The 18,268-nt window shown below is 47.0% G+C and carries 16 protein-coding genes and 1 other annotated feature (1 of these 17 cut by a window edge); all 16 genes read right to left on the bottom strand.

The window, feature by feature from the left end:
* Window positions 1-66, bottom strand: a binding site (T-box leader) (it extends 164 nt beyond the left edge of the window).
* A 62-nt stretch (window positions 67-128) separates the two neighbouring features.
* On the bottom strand, window positions 129-623 hold the full coding sequence (locus M1E03_RS13075; RefSeq protein WP_020451319.1) for a DivIVA domain-containing protein: 495 nt from the start codon (window positions 621-623) through the stop codon (window positions 129-131).
* Window positions 624-719: 96 nt separating this feature from the next.
* Window positions 720-1,496 carry a YlmH family RNA-binding protein gene (locus M1E03_RS13080; protein WP_106070709.1) on the bottom strand — a complete coding sequence of 259 codons (777 nt, stop codon included), beginning with the start codon at window positions 1,494-1,496 and terminating at the stop codon, window positions 720-722.
* Window positions 1,497-1,630: 134 nt separating this feature from the next.
* Complete coding sequence (locus M1E03_RS13085) at window positions 1,631-1,897, bottom strand: YggT family protein (protein WP_025811370.1); 267 nt, start codon at window positions 1,895-1,897, stop codon at window positions 1,631-1,633.
* A 10-nt stretch (window positions 1,898-1,907) separates the two neighbouring features.
* A complete protein-coding gene (gene sepF, locus M1E03_RS13090; RefSeq protein ID WP_003181594.1) occupies window positions 1,908-2,360 on the bottom strand; it encodes a cell division protein SepF in 453 nt (150 codons plus the stop codon).
* A complete protein-coding gene (locus M1E03_RS13095) occupies window positions 2,357-3,052 on the bottom strand; it encodes a YggS family pyridoxal phosphate-dependent enzyme (RefSeq protein ID WP_020451316.1) in 696 nt (231 codons plus the stop codon). Before M1E03_RS13095 ends, sepF begins: the two co-directional genes overlap by 4 nt.
* A 7-nt stretch (window positions 3,053-3,059) precedes the next feature.
* Complete coding sequence (gene pgeF, locus M1E03_RS13100; RefSeq protein ID WP_223254791.1) at window positions 3,060-3,899, bottom strand: peptidoglycan editing factor PgeF; 840 nt, start codon at window positions 3,897-3,899, stop codon at window positions 3,060-3,062.
* A gap of 222 nt (window positions 3,900-4,121) precedes the next feature.
* Window positions 4,122-4,355, bottom strand: coding sequence for a YlmC/YmxH family sporulation protein (locus tag M1E03_RS13105; protein WP_011197962.1), 234 nt, complete (start codon window positions 4,353-4,355; stop codon window positions 4,122-4,124).
* A gap of 84 nt (window positions 4,356-4,439) precedes the next feature.
* Window positions 4,440-5,327 (bottom strand): putative RNA methyltransferase, encoded by an 888-nt coding sequence (locus M1E03_RS13110; protein ID WP_020451314.1) that lies wholly within the window; start codon window positions 5,325-5,327, stop codon window positions 4,440-4,442.
* A gap of 264 nt (window positions 5,328-5,591) precedes the next feature.
* Complete coding sequence (locus tag M1E03_RS13115) at window positions 5,592-6,389, bottom strand: ABC transporter ATP-binding protein (RefSeq protein WP_020451313.1); 798 nt, start codon at window positions 6,387-6,389, stop codon at window positions 5,592-5,594.
* A gap of 133 nt (window positions 6,390-6,522) precedes the next feature.
* The gene (gene sigG / locus M1E03_RS13120; protein ID WP_003181576.1) at window positions 6,523-7,302 is read right to left on the bottom strand and encodes an RNA polymerase sporulation sigma factor SigG; all 780 of its coding nucleotides are present in this window, start codon (window positions 7,300-7,302) and stop codon (window positions 6,523-6,525) included.
* Window positions 7,303-7,441: 139 nt separating this feature from the next.
* Window positions 7,442-8,161, bottom strand: coding sequence for an RNA polymerase sporulation sigma factor SigE (gene sigE, locus M1E03_RS13125; protein ID WP_003181573.1), 720 nt, complete (start codon window positions 8,159-8,161; stop codon window positions 7,442-7,444).
* 59 nt (window positions 8,162-8,220) lie between these two features.
* On the bottom strand, window positions 8,221-9,150 hold the full coding sequence (gene spoIIGA, locus M1E03_RS13130; RefSeq protein ID WP_145654231.1) for a sigma-E processing peptidase SpoIIGA: 930 nt from the start codon (window positions 9,148-9,150) through the stop codon (window positions 8,221-8,223).
* 184 nt (window positions 9,151-9,334) lie between these two features.
* Window positions 9,335-13,633 (bottom strand): S8 family peptidase, encoded by a 4,299-nt coding sequence (locus tag M1E03_RS13135; RefSeq protein ID WP_145654230.1) that lies wholly within the window; start codon window positions 13,631-13,633, stop codon window positions 9,335-9,337.
* A 191-nt stretch (window positions 13,634-13,824) separates the two neighbouring features.
* Window positions 13,825-15,333, bottom strand: a complete 1,509-nt coding sequence (locus M1E03_RS13140) for a S8 family serine peptidase (RefSeq protein WP_317985346.1) — start codon at window positions 15,331-15,333, stop codon at window positions 13,825-13,827.
* Between the two features lie 370 nt (window positions 15,334-15,703).
* Window positions 15,704-16,837 carry a cell division protein FtsZ gene (ftsZ, locus tag M1E03_RS13145; protein ID WP_020451308.1) on the bottom strand — a complete coding sequence of 378 codons (1,134 nt, stop codon included), beginning with the start codon at window positions 16,835-16,837 and terminating at the stop codon, window positions 15,704-15,706.
* A 34-nt stretch (window positions 16,838-16,871) separates the two neighbouring features.
* Window positions 16,872-18,170, bottom strand: coding sequence for a cell division protein FtsA (ftsA, locus tag M1E03_RS13150; RefSeq protein WP_020451307.1), 1,299 nt, complete (start codon window positions 18,168-18,170; stop codon window positions 16,872-16,874).
* Between the last annotated feature and the right edge of the window lie 98 nt (window positions 18,171-18,268).

Consider the following 18,268-nt stretch of genomic DNA (forward strand, 5'->3'; position numbering starts at 1 on the left):
ACACCGCCCCCGGGTCGCTTTCATTGTTTTCAGAAATCAATGTCTGTCCCTCTCAAACGTTTTTCACTCAATTTATGAACGTATTATATGCGAACGGATGACGATATGTCAAGAACGCAAATGAAATTCTATTCTTTTTCATCCATGACGGCGTCTACTTCGTATTCAAGCAAATGATCCCAGTCGTCGTTTTTCAACAGGTCAAGCTGCGCTTCGATCAGCATTTGGAAACGGGTTCTGAACACTTTTGACTGCTTTTTCAGCTCTTCGATTTCCATCGCGATCTTTCTCGATTTTGAAAGAGACTCATTAATGATCCGGTCAGCGTTTTTCTCAGCTTCACGAATGATGAGCTTCGCTTCTTTCTCGGAATTGCGCTTTACGTCTTCTGCTGCTTCCTGTGCGACAAGGATCGATTTATTCAACGTCTCTTCGATCGTCGAAAAATGGCCGAGACGCTCGTCAAGCTCGTTCACCTTTGATTCAAGCTCATTTTTTTTGCGCAGAATGATCTCATAATCCTTTCTCACCTGGGCCAGGAACTCGTTCACTTCATCTTCGTCATAGCCGCGGAACGCTTTTGTAAATGTTTTATTATGAATGTCATTTGGCGTCAAAGGCATGCTGCCCACCTCCATTATTTTTCTTTATGTACACTTGTCCTAGTCAACATTATAAAGCAAAATTCGACCGGGCGGAGAAAAAACTGTTAAAACGCGTCATTTTTGTTTTTCAAACGTCAATCTCCATTTGCCCTTCTTCGTTTTGCCGTCAATGTTTTTCATCCTGAACCGGCCAAACCCCCGGATCGAAATCATATCCCCTTCCGCCAGTGCATATGAAGGGTCTTCAATGACTTTCCAGTTCACTTTCACGAGGCCATTTTTCACAAGAACCTGTGCTTTTTGCCGGGATTGCCTGCTCATTGCCGAGCATATCGCATCAAGCCTCAAAGATGAAACCGTATCATCCCTTATTTCGACATCCTGCTCCGGTACTTTAAGCTTAGAAAGCGGAATTTTTTCAAGGGAAACTTTCACCTTGCCGATTTGTGTCAGCTGGGTGAAAACAAAATCAGCGACTTCTTCCGAACAGATAAACTGCCATGTCCCGTCCGAAAAGATGAGGTCGCCGAACTTTTGGCGTCTCAATCCGATGCCCATCAATGAGCCGAGAAGCTCGCGATGCTCGATGGAGGCGAATTTTTGCGGATAGATGACTTCCCAGCCCTGAAGCTGAAAATCTTCGGCAGACGGCTCGGCATATTCAGGGAATAGTAAAGCCCTCTTTCGTTCGGCCTCAGGGAAGCCCCCGAAAAATTCAAGCCTCACTTCGTCCGACTGACCGATGACAGATTGCAGGATCACCTGTTCCCGCGGGTCTAAAAAATCGGTCAGCTTCATCCGGTACTGTTCCGCCACGATTCTTTTCCACTCAAGAGCCTGGTCGATAAACGGCTCTTCGTCTTTTCTGAAATGCTGGTAAATATCGCTCATTGTCTTTCCTTTCTATGTAAAGAGGCCTGGCCTACAGCCAAGCCCGATACTCGGCCCGCAAAGATTGAAGGCACGCTCCTGAACCACGGCGCCGCTGCCTGCGGTAAGTCTTACGGGAAATCGGCATAATGTCTTTAAAAAGCGCCGAGCATTCTGAAAACCGCAAGAAGCCCTGCATCTGCGAACCGCAGGATGAAAATCGCCACGAGCGGAGAAATATCAATCATCCCGAGCGGAGGAATAATCCTTCTGAACGGTTCGAGATAAGGCTCGCAAAGTGAAGCAAGCACTCGGCCGAATGAAGACTCCCTTGCATTAGGCACCCAAGACATAAAAATGTAAATAATGAGCGCAAACGAATAGACGGTTATAAGCGTGCTTAAAATTTGATAAAGTAGGATCATCTGCGATTTACCACCTCTGATGTTCTTCTTCTATGAGCTCGGAAATCGTGCCGGAGACATCGACGTTTTCAGGCGTGCATAAAAAGATGTCCGCTCCGATCCGCTGAATATCGCCGCCGAGAGCATATACAGTTCCGCTCAAGAAATCAACGATTCTTTTCGCCTGATCGTGCTGAATGCGCTGCAGGTTCACGACGACGGCGCGCCGGTTTTTGATATGGTCTGCGATTTCCTGGGCTTCCGCGTACACCCGAGGCTCACTTAACACTACTTTAGAAGATTTCTGAACGCTTTGCAAACTTACGACATTCTGCTTCCCAGCCGCTTTAGACTGGTAGGCGGTTCTGTCTTTCGATTCATGCTCTTCAGGGATTTCCTCCCTGTCTGTTTCAATGTACTCGTACTCGTATTCCTCGTCATCCAAGGAAAAAAAGTTTTTAAATTTGTTTTTCAAACTCATGATTGTCCACCTCCAGTTTCATTTCCGACTAAGGAAGATCCGATTCTGACGAATGTCGCGCCTTCCTCGACTGCGATCGTATAGTCGTTAGACATCCCCATCGAAAGCTCGCTGCACGGGGCGTTCCATTGACCGAGCCCGCGAACCTCATCGCGCAGCTCTCTCAGCAAGCGAAAACAGCTTCTGATTGCCGTCTCGTCATCCGTAAAAGGAGCCATCGTCATTAATCCCGCAATCCGGATGTTTTCATATGCAGACAGTTTTTTTACAAAAGAAAGAACCTCTTCTTTTGCCATGCCGTGTTTTGAAGATTCAAGAGATGTGTTGACCTGAACAAAACAGTCAATCGGTTTTTTTGCCCTCTTCTGAATCTCGTCGGCCAATGAAAGCCTGTCTAAAGAATGGATATATGAGACATGATCGATGATTGCTTTTACCTTTCTCGTCTGCAGGGTTCCGATAAAATGCCATACCGGTTCGCTGTCTTTCAGAGCGTCGAGCTTGTGAAGCAGTCCGGTATCGCGGTTTTCTCCCAAATGTCTGATTCCTGCATCAAGCGCTGCCTGCGCCCGTTCCGGGGAAACATATTTCGTGACAGCGATGACGGATATTTCGTCGGGCGTTCTTCCCGCTTTGATACACGCTTCGTTGATCCTGTCATTTATATGTCGTAAATTGCTTTTCACATCCACCTGTAAGCTATACCTCCTTTAATCCGATGAAGGACATCATCCGTCCGGTTTTTCCCCGGTCTCTCCGATGGGAGAAAAACAGTGAATGCTCGCAGCTCGTACAAAGGGAACTCACCTTGATCTGGCCGTTTGGAATTCCGGCGTGTACAAGCAGCTGCCTGTTCACTTCTTTTAATTCGAGACGGTACTCCCCTTCTTTTATCGTCAAAAAGGCTTTGTCTTCTTGCTGAAGAGGAAGATTCCTGATTTTGTCTATTACATGATCGTCGACAGTGTAGCAGCACGAGCCGATCGCAGGCCCGATCACGGCGTGGATGTCTGCGGGATTTGATCCTTCCCGGCTGACCCACGTGTCAACCATGCTGGCTGCGATCCCGAGCGCGGTGCCTTTCCAGCCCGCGTGAGCGATTCCGGCCAGCGAGCGGACCGGATCGTAAAAATAAACGGGAACGCAGTCGGCAAAGCAAAGCGCCAAAAACAGGTTTGGCCTGTCTGTATAAAGTCCGTCCGTAGCCTTCAGCGCCGTATCGTATCGGAAAGCGCCGCTGGCGCGATCGCTATCCGTCACTTTTTGAATCCGGTCTTCATGCGTCTGATCGGCAAATACCCAGTCGTGCAGATCGGTTTTTAAGATGTCGGCAATCTGTTTTCTGTTATTGATGACATGCTGTTCATGATCCTGAACGTGCAGCCCTGTATTCAGTGAGTGAAAAGGCGGTTCGCTTTCTCCGCCGTTTTTTGTCGTAAATCCGGCTGTGACGGCTCCGCCGGTTTCCGCCGTCTGATTCCATTCCTCAATCAAAAGCATTGACGGAGCATCAAGACGAAAGGGGTTATATGTATTCATGGTGATCAGCCTTTCGACAAACATCGTAGTCTTTCATCATATCGCTCCTATTTTAACACATCTTGATGCATTCGTTTAGTTTCGTTTCAAAAAACTAAACGAAATGTATTGTTTGCAACATTTATCGCCGTTTTTGCAGACGGTCTCACCGTATACAATAATGTTGAAAAAGCAGGCGGATAAGGGCCCGCCGATTGATCAGGCATCATCTCATATGCTTGATCAGCTTAAACGCACAAGAATCACATCTTCTCCAATTTTAACAATATTTCGCCACGGAATGACGATTTCCTCTTCTTTTCCGAAAAATCCGAAAACTTTCCCCGTTCCTCCGATGACAATCGCCTGTATTTTGCCTGTCGTTACATTAATATCGATATCGCCGATGCTGCCGAGCTTTTTCCCGTTTGATACGTTAACGACATCTTTTATCTGGAAATCAGAAATGTTCATCATGTCCACCGCACGCCTCCTCTGATCAAATGTCCTTTTAAGATTATATGAAAGGCAGTCCTTTATTTAGACTGCCTTTTCAGTGGTTTACTTCGTTTTTTTCCTGCCGGCTAAAATGTCGAGATGGACGGTCGTAACAGCGGATTCTTTCTTTAAAAAGGCATTGATCCGCTCCTTTTCTGCGCGCCATGATAATGGCGTCATCTTGATGAGCGGCGCGAGAAGGCTTTGGTCTAAACGTTTGCTGTAGGCGATCTCCGTTCTGTCGATCAGATCGAAATGAGACGAGAACCGCTCAGCCGCATCCTCGCTCGTATAGGCTTGTTTGTCCAAGCCGTCATACAAAAACCCCCGCAGTTCTTTCAGATAGCCGCTTTTCGGAATCACTTTCAAAACGATGCCGTCATCAGATAACAGCCGCTCGAATTCCGCGTAATTAGAAGGCGACAATATATTGAGGATCGCGTCGAATGAACGATTCCGAAACGGCGCGGCAGCCAGATCGGCGACACACCAGATCGCCTCTCTTTCTTGCTTAGTCGCAGACACAATCCCGGCTTTCGCCAAATCAAGCCCGACGCCAAGGACAGGCGATCCGGAACGCATTTGAAGCTTTTCAACGATCCGCGCCAAATGCGAACCTTCCCCGCAGCCGGCATCGAGGATGCTGACAAAGTTGCAAAACGGGAGGCCTGCTTGTTCGAGACGATCTGTCAAAGCGCCGCTAAGCGGTTCAAAAAAGCCGCGGGCGGCTAACATTCTTCTCGCTTCAAATAATTCTTTATCATATTTAACAGAAGGAGCATGCGTTGTGACATTGACATATCCCCCTCTTGCGATATCAAACGTATGTCCGTTTTTACAGATCAGGCTTTTTAAATCGGTGACCGCCATATTCGTTGCGCATATCGGGCACTGAAACATCGTTTCATGCCTTTTCATGAGCGATGCTCTTTTTAATTTTTTATTCATCATTGTTACACCTCATTCATTCACATTTAGATCAATGAAAAAGGCATAGACAAATAAACCCGCACCTTCGGCATTTTTTAAAGACGAAGGTGTGGATGGTTTAAGCGTTTGTCTATACCTTTCATTATCTGTAGCGAATGAATTGAATGATCATAATGATGAACCCCTCTTTAACATGACGTTCTCTATTATCTTACCAGCTTTTTTAAGAGGATGAAAGCTGAAAAAGAGCCTCCAAACAAGGAGGCTGCCAAAGAACCAGCCGTTTTAAATGCTGAGGTTTAGAGGCTTTTTCTTGGACAAATACGGTCTGCCGTCCGTCCATACCGCCTGGACGGGCATATCGAAAAATTCGGACAAAACCTCGCCGGACATCATCTCTCTTGTCTTCCCCAAGGCAAACACTTCACCTTTTTTCAACAGCAGCGTTTGGCTGAAAGCGGGGAGAATTTCTTCCGCATGGTGAGTAACATAAAGCATGGACGGTGCACTGTCTTTTTTGGCAATTTGTTCAACCGTCTCCAGCACCTGCTCCCTCGCGATGAAATCAAGACCGGTTACAGGCTCGTCGAGAATGAGCAGCTCTGGATCGGCCATCAAGGCCCTTGAGATCAGCACCTTTTGTTTTTCTCCCTGAGAGAGCGTTTCATATCTCCTGTCCGCATAACGGATGGAGCCGAATTCCTCCAGGAGGGCGATCGCTTTCTCCCTGACAGACTGTGAAGGCGATTCATAAAGGCCGATCGAAGCGAAAGCGCCGCTTAAGACAATTTCAAATGCACTGTCTTCAGGATACAGCTTCTGCTGCAGGGCCGCTGACACAAGGCCGATTTTTTGGCGAAGCTTTTCGTTCAGCTCCGTTTTTCCAAATTCGCGCCCTAACACGGTGACTTTTCCTGTTGTCGGAAAATAATAAGCGCACAGCATGTTCAACAGAGCGGTTTTGCCGGCCCCGTTCAATCCGTATAACGCCCAGTGCTCCCCCTTTTCCACCGTCCAATCAATATCCTTTAATATCCACTCTCCGTTTCGTTTTAGTGAAGCATTCTCAAGCTGCAAAACCATTTGAAGTCCTCCTTTTATGTAAATATTCTGATAAATTAAAATATAATTCTTTTATTATAGCTTATTTATATAACAAAGTGAATGAGAGATTTTCCATTTTTAGCATGTGAAAAGCCGCAGATTGACTGCGGCTTTAGTGAATGTTCTTATTCATTTGTTTAATGGCGGCTTTTTCCAGCCTTGACACCTGGGCTTGGGAGATTCCGATCTCATCAGCGACTTCCATTTGCGTCTTGCCTTGGAAGAAGCGTTTTCTGAGGATCATTTTTTCCCGTTCATTCAGCCGTCTCATGCCTTCTTTTAAGGCGAGCTCTTCGATCCATTGCGAATCCTTGTTGCGCTCATCGCTGATTTGATCCATGACATAAATCGGATCTCCTCCGTCATTGTAAATCGGCTCAAACAAAGATACGGGATCTTGAATGGCGTCAAGCGCAAAAACGATTTCTTCATGGGACACTTCAAGCTCTTTCGCGATCTCCTGAGCCGTCGGCTCCCTGCTTGTCTCACTGATCAGCCGTTCTCTCACTTGCAGCGCCTTGTACGCGATATCCCTGAGTGACCGTGAGACGCGGATCGGGTTGTTATCGCGCAAATATCTGCGGATTTCTCCGATGATCATTGGTACAGCATATGTTGAAAACTTAACATTGTGGCTCAGATCAAAATTATCAATTGATTTCATTAGTCCGATGCAGCCGACTTGGAATAAGTCATCAACATACTCTCCTCTGTTGTTAAACCTTTGAATGACGCTTAAGACAAGGCGCAAATTACCGTTAACAAGCTTTTCTCTTGCTGTCGTGTCTCCTTCATCCTGCATTTGCTTGAACAACTTTCTCATCTCTTCGTTCTTCAGTACGGGCAGTTTTGATGTATCAACCCCGCAGATTTCAACTTTATTTCTCGACACTTTTTTCCCTCCCTACAGGAGCTGCTGTACAAAGTTCAGTATCTCCTCGGGTGGGAAAAATATGCATCGTTAATTTCCAAAAATAAGAAGATCAAGTCGAAAACCCTTGGCTGTCAACACTTCAAATTTCATAAAAAAATTAAACCATTTTGTTGAATTCTTTTCGGAGCCTTTTAATAATTCTTTTTTCAAGCCGGGAAATATATGACTGGGAGATGCCGAGCATATCGGCAACGTCTTTTTGCGTTTTTTCTTCTCCTCCGACAAGCCCGAAGCGGAGCTCCATGATCTGTTTTTCTCTGTCATTGAGCTGTTCAAGCGCTTTTTTCAGCAGCTTCTTATCAACGTTTGCTTCGATATCTTTTGTAATAATATCGTTTTCTGTTCCGAGCACATCTGAGAGAAGAAGTTCATTTCCGTCCCAATCGATGTTCAACGGTTCATCGAATGATACCTCTGAGCGAATTTTATTGTTTCTTCTTAAATACATCAAAATTTCATTTTCAATACATCTGGAAGCATATGTAGCCAGTTTGATTTTTTTCTCGGGATTAAAGGTATTCACCGCTTTGATAAGGCCGATCGTGCCGATGGAGATTAAATCCTCGATATTGATGCCGGTATTTTCAAATTTTCTCGCGATGTAGACGACCAGCCTGAGATTTCGTTCAATCAAAATCGCCCGTGCCGCCTGATCACCGTCAGGCAGCTTATGGAGAAGCACCTGCTCTTCATCTTTTGACAATGGCGGGGGCAGCGCTTCGCTTCCGCCGATATAATAAATTTCGTCGCTTTTCAGCCCCAGTTTCATTAAAAGTTTGTACCACAGATAGGTTAACCTTAATTTTAGTTTTTTCATCTTCCTCCCCCTTCTAAATAAACGTCTTCAGGAGTATGATAATGTAACAGACTTCGAGTTTAAGAAACGTGTTTGACCGGGTTTCCGGCGAGCATTTTCGGATGGACGATGGCGTCAAATTCGCCGTCCGCGGAAAGCGGTGAGGTGCTGATGCCAATCAGGCATTTCGGCGCTTCAATCACCTCCCTTTCCGAAAAAATGAGCACATGATCCGGCTTTAGGCAGAGCAGAAACTGATGCTGATGGCCGACCCCGCGGTAGGGAATCAGGCGGATCCGCCCGATATACGGGAGTGTTTCATCAAGTTTGCCGACGGCATCAAGCGGGCTCATTTCCTTGATGATCACACTCGCTTCTTCTCCCAATACACGTTTCAATTTTTCAATATTGACGATCATGACGGGCGTTTTTGTGATCGGGTCGTAGAGTTGGTTTCCGGAGTCAATCAATCCGGTGAAATGAAGCGTATGTTCATCAATGCCGGTCTCTAGGCGGACGCGTTCTTCATATTGAATTTTCTTCGCTTCAGCATCTTCAAAACGCTTTTTTGAAAACAGCCATACAGCCGGAAAACCTGCACCGACAAACAGCCAGCTGACCGGGTCTCCAAAACCGGACCAATTCGTCATAAAAACGCCGTTTTCCATGATCGAATCCGTTTCAAGTAAAGAATGCGCTCCAATAATCCCTCCTCCCATTAAAAAAGTGGCAAAATAAAAAGAAAACAAATTTTGTAAAAAAAACCGGAACCGCTTAAAACCAAATGTCACAAGAACGATCACAACCGAAAACGACAGTTTGCCTGCAGGATGAAGGACGTACGGCGAAAAAGGTGTAAACATAAACAGAACGATGCTTGACGCGACAAACGCCCCTAAGATCAGCCTCCGCTTTTTAACCCTTCGCTTTAAAATAAATGCGGTCATCATTAAAAGCAGCAAGTCAAAACAAAAGTTTAACAGCCATATCGCATCTAAATAGATTTCCACATCCTTCCCCTTTCTTTGGGCTCGGTGACCATATTGTTTGTTTTCCTAAGTATAAATCAAGCCCAAAGGTAAAGTCTGTCAATTAATGTTGCGCAAATCGTACATTTTTTGAAGTTTTCGTACTGAATTTGTCGATCATAAAACGAAAAAAAACGCTGCCATTAAAGACAGCGTCTTTTCACCTTTATTTCAGCTTTTCATTGATGTACAGTTTGCCTTTTGCCGTTTGTCTCGTTTCATTGCCGTAATCATCCCGGACGATGACCTCGATTTCCGCTCCTTTTGCTTTTGCGGTTGAAGTCGCGGTCCAATATCCTTCATACTTGCCTTTTGAGACTTCTCTGATCGGCAGCTCTGTTACGTTTTGGGCAGCTGTTTTGAAATTGGTAAGAGGCATTCTGATCACAAAGACAGCATCCAAATCAGCGGCGTTTTCAAACTCGATTTTCACGGTTTCTCCCGTTTTGAGCTCGAGGTCTTCAGCCGGTTTCAAGCCGGTGATTTGCGGCGCTTCAAAGTTGACATCCACCATGACTTTTTTGGTCGTTTTGTTGCCTGCCGCATCCGCTGCCGTTACTTTGATTTCATTTTGGCCGTTGTCAAGCATAATCCTTGCAGAATACTCGCCATTGTCAACAGCCGCTTTTTTGCCGTTTACATGAACAGATTCTAAGTGGTCGTCTGATACTGTTCCTTTCACAGTGACAGTCTCTTTATTGAGTTTTGATCCGCTTTTCGGCGTGTCAATCGTAAGCTTCGGCTTTTTCTGGTCAAGGACGATCCGGACCGGGTCTGAAGCATCCGTCGTTCCGGAAGCCGATGACGATTTGGCGGTGATCACATTTTCACCTTTATTCAGCGGAATCTCTTTTGAGAAAGTGCCGTCTCCCGCCGTTTTCGCCGTTCCGGCTTCTTCATCTCCGTTAAAGAGCTTAACGGTCGTGTTCGGAGACGATGTCCCTTCGATGACAGCATTCTTTTTGTTGGTAATGAATCCGTCTTTAGGCGACGTAATCACAGGCATCGCCAATTCATAGTCGACCAAAGCGCGGATCATGAAGTTGCCTTGGTCTGATGGCGCTTTCGACCATGAGCCGTCCGTATACTGCCAGTTGCGGCCTGAATATTCCCCGTCTTCATCTGTAGCAAGTCCAGGTGAGTTGGCCAGGTCCTCTGTCTGGACGTACACGAGGTAAAAGTCTTTTCCGACGAGGATGCCTTCATCGCCCAAATCAACGGTCGTCCATTCACCTGTGCGGAGCGCTTCAGCTTTGAACGGGCCGGCGAGTTTTTTGCCCGGAGAGCCTTTTTTACCCGACGCATCGTAGACCTCGACTGCAAAATCAGTTCCGCCCGGATCCGGGAATTCTGTATCCCAGAATTTGAACAAGCCGCCTTTCAGCATAGCTTTTTCCTGCCCGTTTTCGAGCGTCATTTTGACGGCCAGCCCGTTGCCGGATTCATAGAAAGCCCAGGCGTTTTCCCCGGTTCCGTCATCATAGCCGATTTCCCCAGGATAGCCGATGAAAGGATCGAGCTCGATATCTTTCGAGACATCTCCTTTTAAATCAACGGAAAACTCGCTGCTGTAATATCCGTTTGCAGAGACCTTTACCGTATACGAGCCTTCATAGGCCGTTAATGAATAACTTCCGTCGCCGTCCGTCTGAACCGGTTTTATGGATGCATCTTCAACGATATACAGCTTTGCATGTCGGACGGGTTCGCCCGTTTTTTTGTTTTTTATCGTTCCGGTGAGCGTCCCTTTCTTCAGTTCCTTTAAGAGAAAGTCTGCCGTCGTCGTCTTGTCGGCCTCGATTTTTACGGTTTGCGCATTTGATTCATATCCGTACGCTTCCGCTTTCAGCGTATACGTTCCAGGTGCATGAGCCAAACTGTATGCGCCTGTTGCCTGGTTGGAATATGTCGATTTGCCCGTCTCCAGCACGCTGACCTGAGCCCGCACCGGAAGAACTGCAGGAGCTGCTTTTTTCGTCTCAGAATGTTCTTGAACGGTTTCTGCCGGTTTTGCTTTTTTTGGATCAATCGTTTGTTTCTTCGTTTTCTTATCCTTCATTTTAGCCGGCTGTTTTTCAACGCCCAGTCGTTTTTTCGTGCCTGCGCTCTTCACTTCCTTCACAAGCGCTACATCATCGATATAAAGCCCGTCACCTTCAATGCTGTCGTCAGATTGTAGGTTGAACATGATCTTAATCGTCTGTCCCCCGTATTCCGACAAATCGATCTGTCCGTCTTTCCATTCTGACGTCCTGCCGCTGTACTCAGCAGCCGGGATCCATTCATCTTTCCCCTCAGGCTGTACGTAAACGAAACCGTAATCGAAGTCCTCTTCAATATCGTGCCAATATTTGTATGTGAGATAAAGTTTTTGATTTTTTGGAACGCTGACAGGAGGCATAAGAAGATTCATATTGGCCGAACTTTGATACAGCCCTGTCAGATTTGTTGCGAATACGTTTTTTCCCGATGCTGCGGCATTCGGGCCTGACTGAGGAATACCGCGTTCCCATGAATTCTTCACACCTGATGTGATCCAGCCGTTGGCAGCATTCTCGAAATCTTGTTTATACCCTGTGGTCACAGCCGGAGAAATCGGGATTTCGTACACTTTGGATTCCGTTTTGTTTCCTCCGAAATCGGTGACAATCCATTTGTAGGAAAGCGTTTTCCCTTCAGAAACGGATACGGCCGCCTCGTACGTTCCTTTTTTATAGTCGCCGGAAGTTTGTTTGGCAGCGATCGTCACCCAATCGGAATCATCGGTTTTATAGCTTAATTTGACCGATATGATGCTGACATCGTCTTCCACATCAACTGAAAGAGGCGTTTCTGAGCCTGAGTAAATTTCCTTGATCTCTTGATGGTTTAAGACCGGCGGATTTTTGTCTTCGCCTTCTTTTCCGACTTGCCCTTCCGCTTTGCCCAACCCTTCTGTGACGGCGGACACCGCGTTAAACACGTTCACGAGCCCGTGGCCGTATCCGTTGTTCGGCGATTCGGTAAATTTGCTGTCTGTGAGCGGTGTTGCGGTTTCCATCAAAATCTTTTCGATCCCATCAACGGTGATCGACGAATCGGCCTGCTTGATAAGTGCGGCCGCGGCTGCGACATGCGGTCCTGCCATTGAAGTGCCGTCCCAGCCGTCTTGATAGCCGCTTCCAGGGACAGAAGAGCGAATGTTGACCCCAGGTGCTGTTACTTCAGGCTTGGTCTCATCATACGGGGAAGGACCTTGAAGTGAAAAATCGGCTAAGCGATTATCGATGTCTGTCGCACCGGTCGCGAACGCTTCGGGGTAGTTTGCCGGATTGGCAATCGAAGCAGGTCCTCCCGGATTGGTGAAATCAGCGTTCCCCGCAGAGAACTCAGGGAAGATGCCGGCAGCTCGCCACGCTTTTACGATATCCCTGTAAAACTCATCAATCCCGGCTCCCCCTGACCACGAGTTATTGACAACATCCGGAGCCATTTCAGGGTGCGGGTTGCCATCTTTATCTTTCGGCGCCAAAATCCATTCACCCGCTGCAAGAAGGTCTTCGTCCGTTCCGCCGTCATCCGAAAAAGCTTTCACGGCAATCCACTTTGCACCCGGCGCCACACCGATTTGGTTTTGGCCGTCAGGCTCTGATCCGACCATCGTCCCGGTTACATGCGTGCCGTGCTCCAGGTCGTCAAAAGGTTCAGTAGCGCCAGAAACCGCATCATACCAGCTGAATTCGTGATCAGGCTGATCGGGATGCTGCGGGTCATATCCGCGGTATTTTTCTTTCAATGCCGGATGATCCCATTGCACGCCCGTATCAATTGACGCGACAACCGTGCCCGTTCCGTCATATCCCAATTTCCAGGCTTTTGGCGCGTCGACTCGATCGATATTCCATTCGATTTCTTTTTCATCCTTAGCTGCCGATTTTTTCACTGACTGTTTAGCCGGTTTGATCAGCTGCCTTTTTTCGTTCGGGAGCACTTTCTCTACTTCCGGAAAAGCCGCTACTTGTTCCATGACCTCTTTCGTCGCATGGACAGCCATCCCGTTGACAATATAATAGGAGCGGATTTTTTTTACTTTCCCTTGTTTTTCCTGATTTTTCAAATAACGTTTCAAATCGCTTTGCGTCTCATCCGCTTTGACTCTTAAAGCGGAGACGACAGCCGAGCGCTTTTGATATTCTGTTTTAGCCGCGCTCAGCGACTTTTTCTTTGCATTCTTCTCCGCCTGCTTGGCCACCTTTGGAGTATCGACTTGATCTTTCAGTTTGATCAAGAATGTGACTTGATCTTCTTTTTTGAACTGTTTGACAAGAGATTTCGAAATTTTTCCCTTCCCTGCAACTGCTTGTTCTTTCATCGAAGTGAGCGCAGGCTTTGCCGCGGCATCTGAAACGGCGGGCATGAACAGCGAGCCGATTAACAAACCGCTTAAAATGGTGGAAAACGCCTTTTTTCTCAGCTTTCTTTTCAAATGAACATCCCCCTTTTTGATGAAATTGGCTGGACTTGTCCGTCCTCCTCTCCTTGTGGATGCCTTGTCTGACCTTGATGTAACTTAAATATAGTAAAAACTGGTTAATTTTTTTGTCGGTATTTGTCAAGATCATGTTTAAAATTAGATAAAAAAGGACAAAACCGTTAAAGCGGTTTTGTCCTTTTTTATCATTTTGTTTTTTTAGCCGCGTCAAAAGCTTTTAAAGCGTTGACTAAACCGTATCCGTAGCCGTTGTTCGGCGATTTTTTAAACGTTTTGTCAGTCAGAGGCGTCGCCGTATTCAGCAGGATGCGCTCGATTTCATCGACTGTGAGGTCCGGATTGGCTTCCCTCATTAAAGCGACGATCCCTGATACATGCGGGGTCGCCATCGATGTTCCGCTCATCGCAGCATACTTGTGTCCCGGATAAGCAGAGCGGATGCTGACGCCCGGTGCCGAAATATCGGGCTTGATTTCGTCATATGGCGATGGTCCTTGCAATGAAAAATCAGCTAACGCGTTTGCGCTGTCAACTGCGCCTATCGCGAAAGATTGCGGATAGTTGGACGGATTCTCAACTGAACCCGGTCCGCCCGGTTCCAATTCGCTGACATTACCTGCTGCGAATGCAGGAAAGATATCAGCTGACCGCCAAGCTTTGACAATATCCAAATACCATTCATTGAGTCCGCGTTCACCCGCCCAAGAATTGTTGACGACATCGGGAGCCTTTTCGGGGTGCGCTTTTCCTTTCGCATCTTTCGGAGCCAAAATCCATTCTCCTGCAGCCAAAAGGGATTTTTCGTCTCCGCCGTCCTCTGAAAAGGCTTTGACAGCGATCCATTTCGCAGTCGGTGCGACACCGATCTGGTTTTTGCCGCCGGCTTCTGAGCCGACCATCGTGCCTGTCACATGTGTGCCGTGGCCCAAGTCGTCATATGGCGTTTTCTTATTGCTTGTCGCATCAAACCAGTTGAACTCATTGTCTGGACTGTTCGGTTTAGAAGGGTTGTAGCCCCTGTACTTTGTCTTCAACGCCGGATGATCCCACTCAACGCCGGTGTCAATCGAAGCGACAACGGCTCCTTTGCCTTTATAGCGCTTTTTCCAGACATCAGGCGCATGAACCTGCTGAATGTTGGAAGCGGGGGAACGATCCGCAGACGTTTTCGATTCTACCGTGGGTTTTTCAGTGTTGCCGAGCTTAATTTTTTGATTTGGCAGCACTTTTTCAACCTCCGGAAATGAAGCCGCTTTTTCCATAACATCCTTTGTCGCTGTCACGGCAATGCCATTTACAATATAAAAAGATTCCACTTGCTTTGCTGTTCCTTTTTTCTCTTCTTTTTCTAAAAACGATTTTAAGTCTTTTTGCGTTCTCTCAGCTTTTGTACGCAGGGACGTCAGCACGGCTGAACGTTTGATTTCTTTTACTTTTTTCACGGTCATCACGCTTGCTTTCGCCCGGTTTTCAGCCGCTGTCGCCGCTTGCTGAAGATTCGCCTGGTTTTTCATTTTGATTAAAAAAGTCACTTTATCTTCTTTCTCAAAACGTTTGTAAAGAGCGCTTGATATTTTGTTTTGTTCCTTGGCCTTCGCTGTCGTGCCTGTTTCAGCCTGCACAGCAGCCGGAGCGAGAAGTGAACCGATGAGTGCAGCGCACATGAATGTGCTGAATAATGGCTTTTTCTTCACATGACATCCTCCTTTAAGCAATAGCAAATATAGTCGTTTCTTGCGTTTCTTTGTCTAGAAACAGAAACTATTAATAATGGTAAAAGAAAAGACTTATAGACATTGTCGTATTTTGTCATTTTTCCTTTGTCGGTTTGTAAATTCGTTCTTTTTACATATGACTTGTTCACTGTTCATAGTTCGGCCAGATGACAAGCTGAAAGGAAAATCCGTGCATCCGGGAGAAAAGAGAGAGGTTAGATGCAAGGCTTTTGAGGGAGGCGCTTCGATCAGAATGACAATTGATGCTTTTGGAGGGGAGAATCCGTTCCAGCGCATAAAAAAAGCCGCCGACTTCTTGTCGGCAGCTTTCCAATGTATTATAGACGTTTTAGCGTTTATTGCGGTTTCTTAAGAAAGTCGGGATGTCAAGCGTATCCTCGGCAGGCTGTGATTGGCTGCGATGCGGCATGCTTGGCTCCTCGCGCTTCGGCTCCCGTTTCGGAGCAGGCTGATGATGCTGTTTTAAGCCTTGGTTTAAAGGTCTCTGCGGCTTAGATGCATCTTGATCCTGTTCGATAAAGCCGGTCGCGATGACCGTAACGACGATTTCGTCTTTCAAGTTTTCATTGATGACAGATCCGAAGATCATGTTGACGTCCTGGTCAGATGCAGCCGCCACAATGTCCGCTGCTTCCTGAACTTCGTAAAGGCTTAAGTTGGCTCCGCCTGTAATGTTCATCAGCACGCCTTGGGCACCGTCAATCGCCGTTTCAAGCAACGGGCTGGAAACAGCTTTTTTAGCGGCTTCTGCAGCGCGGTTCTCACCTGTCGCTACACCGATACCCATCAGTGCAGAACCTTTGTTGGACATGATTGTTTTGACGTCGGCAAAGTCAAGGTTGATCAGTCCAGGTGTTGCGATCAAGTCTGAAATGCCCTGAACACCTTGGCGGAGAACGTTGTCCGCTTCGCGGAACGCTTCAAGCATCGGTGTGTTTTTATCGACGATTTCAAGAAGACGGTCATTCGGAATGACGATCAGGGTGTCGACGGCTTCCTTCATTGCTGAAATACCGCCTGCCGCCTGAAGCTGTCTTTTTCTTCCTTCAAAGGTAAACGGCCTTGTGACAACGCCGACAGTCAATGCGCCCAGATCTTTTGCGATTTGTGCGATGACAGGTGCCGCGCCCGTTCCTGTTCCGCCGCCCATTCCGGCTGTGACGAACACCATGTCTGCACCTTTCAGCGCTTCTTCAATTTGTTCTTTGCTTTCCTCTGCGGCTTTTTTGCCGACTTCCGGATTGGCTCCGGCGCCGAGCCCGCGTGTCAGCTTCGCACCAATCTGCATTTTCGTTTCCGCTTTTGACAGGTTGAGAGCCTGGGCATCCGTGTTGACTGCGATAAACTCGACTCCCTGAACGTCATTTTCGATCATCCGATTGACGGCATTGTTACCGCCGCCACCTACTCCTATTACTTTAATCGATGCTAAGCCGTCTATATTTGTTTCAAACTCTAACATGCTAAATCCTCCTAATCCGTCGAATGACTAATCTCTATTCCCAAAAGAAGTTAAATATTTTCTTCATTTTGCTCGGCTTTTTCTCAGCTTGAGCGTGCTGCTTGGATTTTGGCTTCGGTCGCTGCTGCACTTCTTTTTGATGTGTTGCCGCGACTTCCTGAACCGCTTGTTCCGGCATCTTAAACCCTACTTTTCTGCCTTGGATTTTTGCGTTGCGGTAAGCGAATTGGATGAGGCCGACTCCTGTCATGTATTGAGGTTCTCTTACACCGATATAATTCGGGCTAGCCACTCTGACGTTATTTTGAAGAACATCCTGTGCGAGGCTGAGGACACCCGGCATTCCAGCCTGTCCCCCTGTAAGCACAAACCCTCCCGGCAATTCTTTTATTCCCATGTTCCGCAGTTCCTCTGCCACGAATAAAAAGATTTCTTCGAGCCTGGCTTCTATAATGTCTGCCACTTCCCGCTGAGAAAAGGTCTGCTTTTGGTCTGTCCCGATCACGGCGACTTCAAATGTTTCCTCTTCCGACGCTTCTTCATAGAAAGCATGTCCAAACTGCTTCTTCACCCGCTCAGCTTCGTCTGTGGAAGTGCGCAATCCGATTGAAATATCCTTGGTGATGTTTTCTCCTCCCAGGGGTATGACGCGGGTCGCAAGAAGATGTCCGTCCTCAAATACGGCAACCGTTGTCGATCCTCCCCCGATGTCGATTAAAGCCACTCCGAGGTTTTTTTCGTCCTTTGATAAAGCGACAGATCCGGCAGCCAGCGGCTGAAGGCAAATATCCGTTATTTCAATTCCCGCTCTTTCCACACAGCGCAGCAGGTTATGTAAGATCGTTTTAGAGCCCGTGATCAGCGATCCTTCCACTTCAAGGCGGACGCCGAGCATCTTTTTCGGATCTGTAATATCGCCTCTGCCGTCAACGATAAACTGTCTCGGAATCACATCGACGATCAGCTGTTCAGGCGGGATGGAAACGACTTGAGCGGCCTCCATCACCCGGCGCACGTCTTCAACGTGGATCTCTTTATTCTCGCTTGAGACAGCCACAACACCGTTCGTATCTTGAATATGGATGTAGTTCCCATTAACCCCGACGATCGCGTGGGTCAGCGGAAAACCTATCATTCTTTCTGCTTGTTCAAACGCTTTTTTTATAGAATGAACCGTTTCATCTATATCAACGATTGATCCTTTTTTCAGCCCCTCTGAGGGAACATTTCCGACTCCGATAATGTTAAGAGAATCGTCTGACATTTCACCGACGATCACTTTAATATTGGACGTACCGATGTCTAGACTGACGTAAAGTTCATTGTTGTTCATTCTATGGCACCTCCTCACATTTCAGTCAATTCTATTCTATTATTTGCCGAACAACAATACAATGAATCTGGTTTTACAAGTGTGTAACAATCAATACA

Source organism: Bacillus sp. PK6-013 (assembly GCF_054161445.1).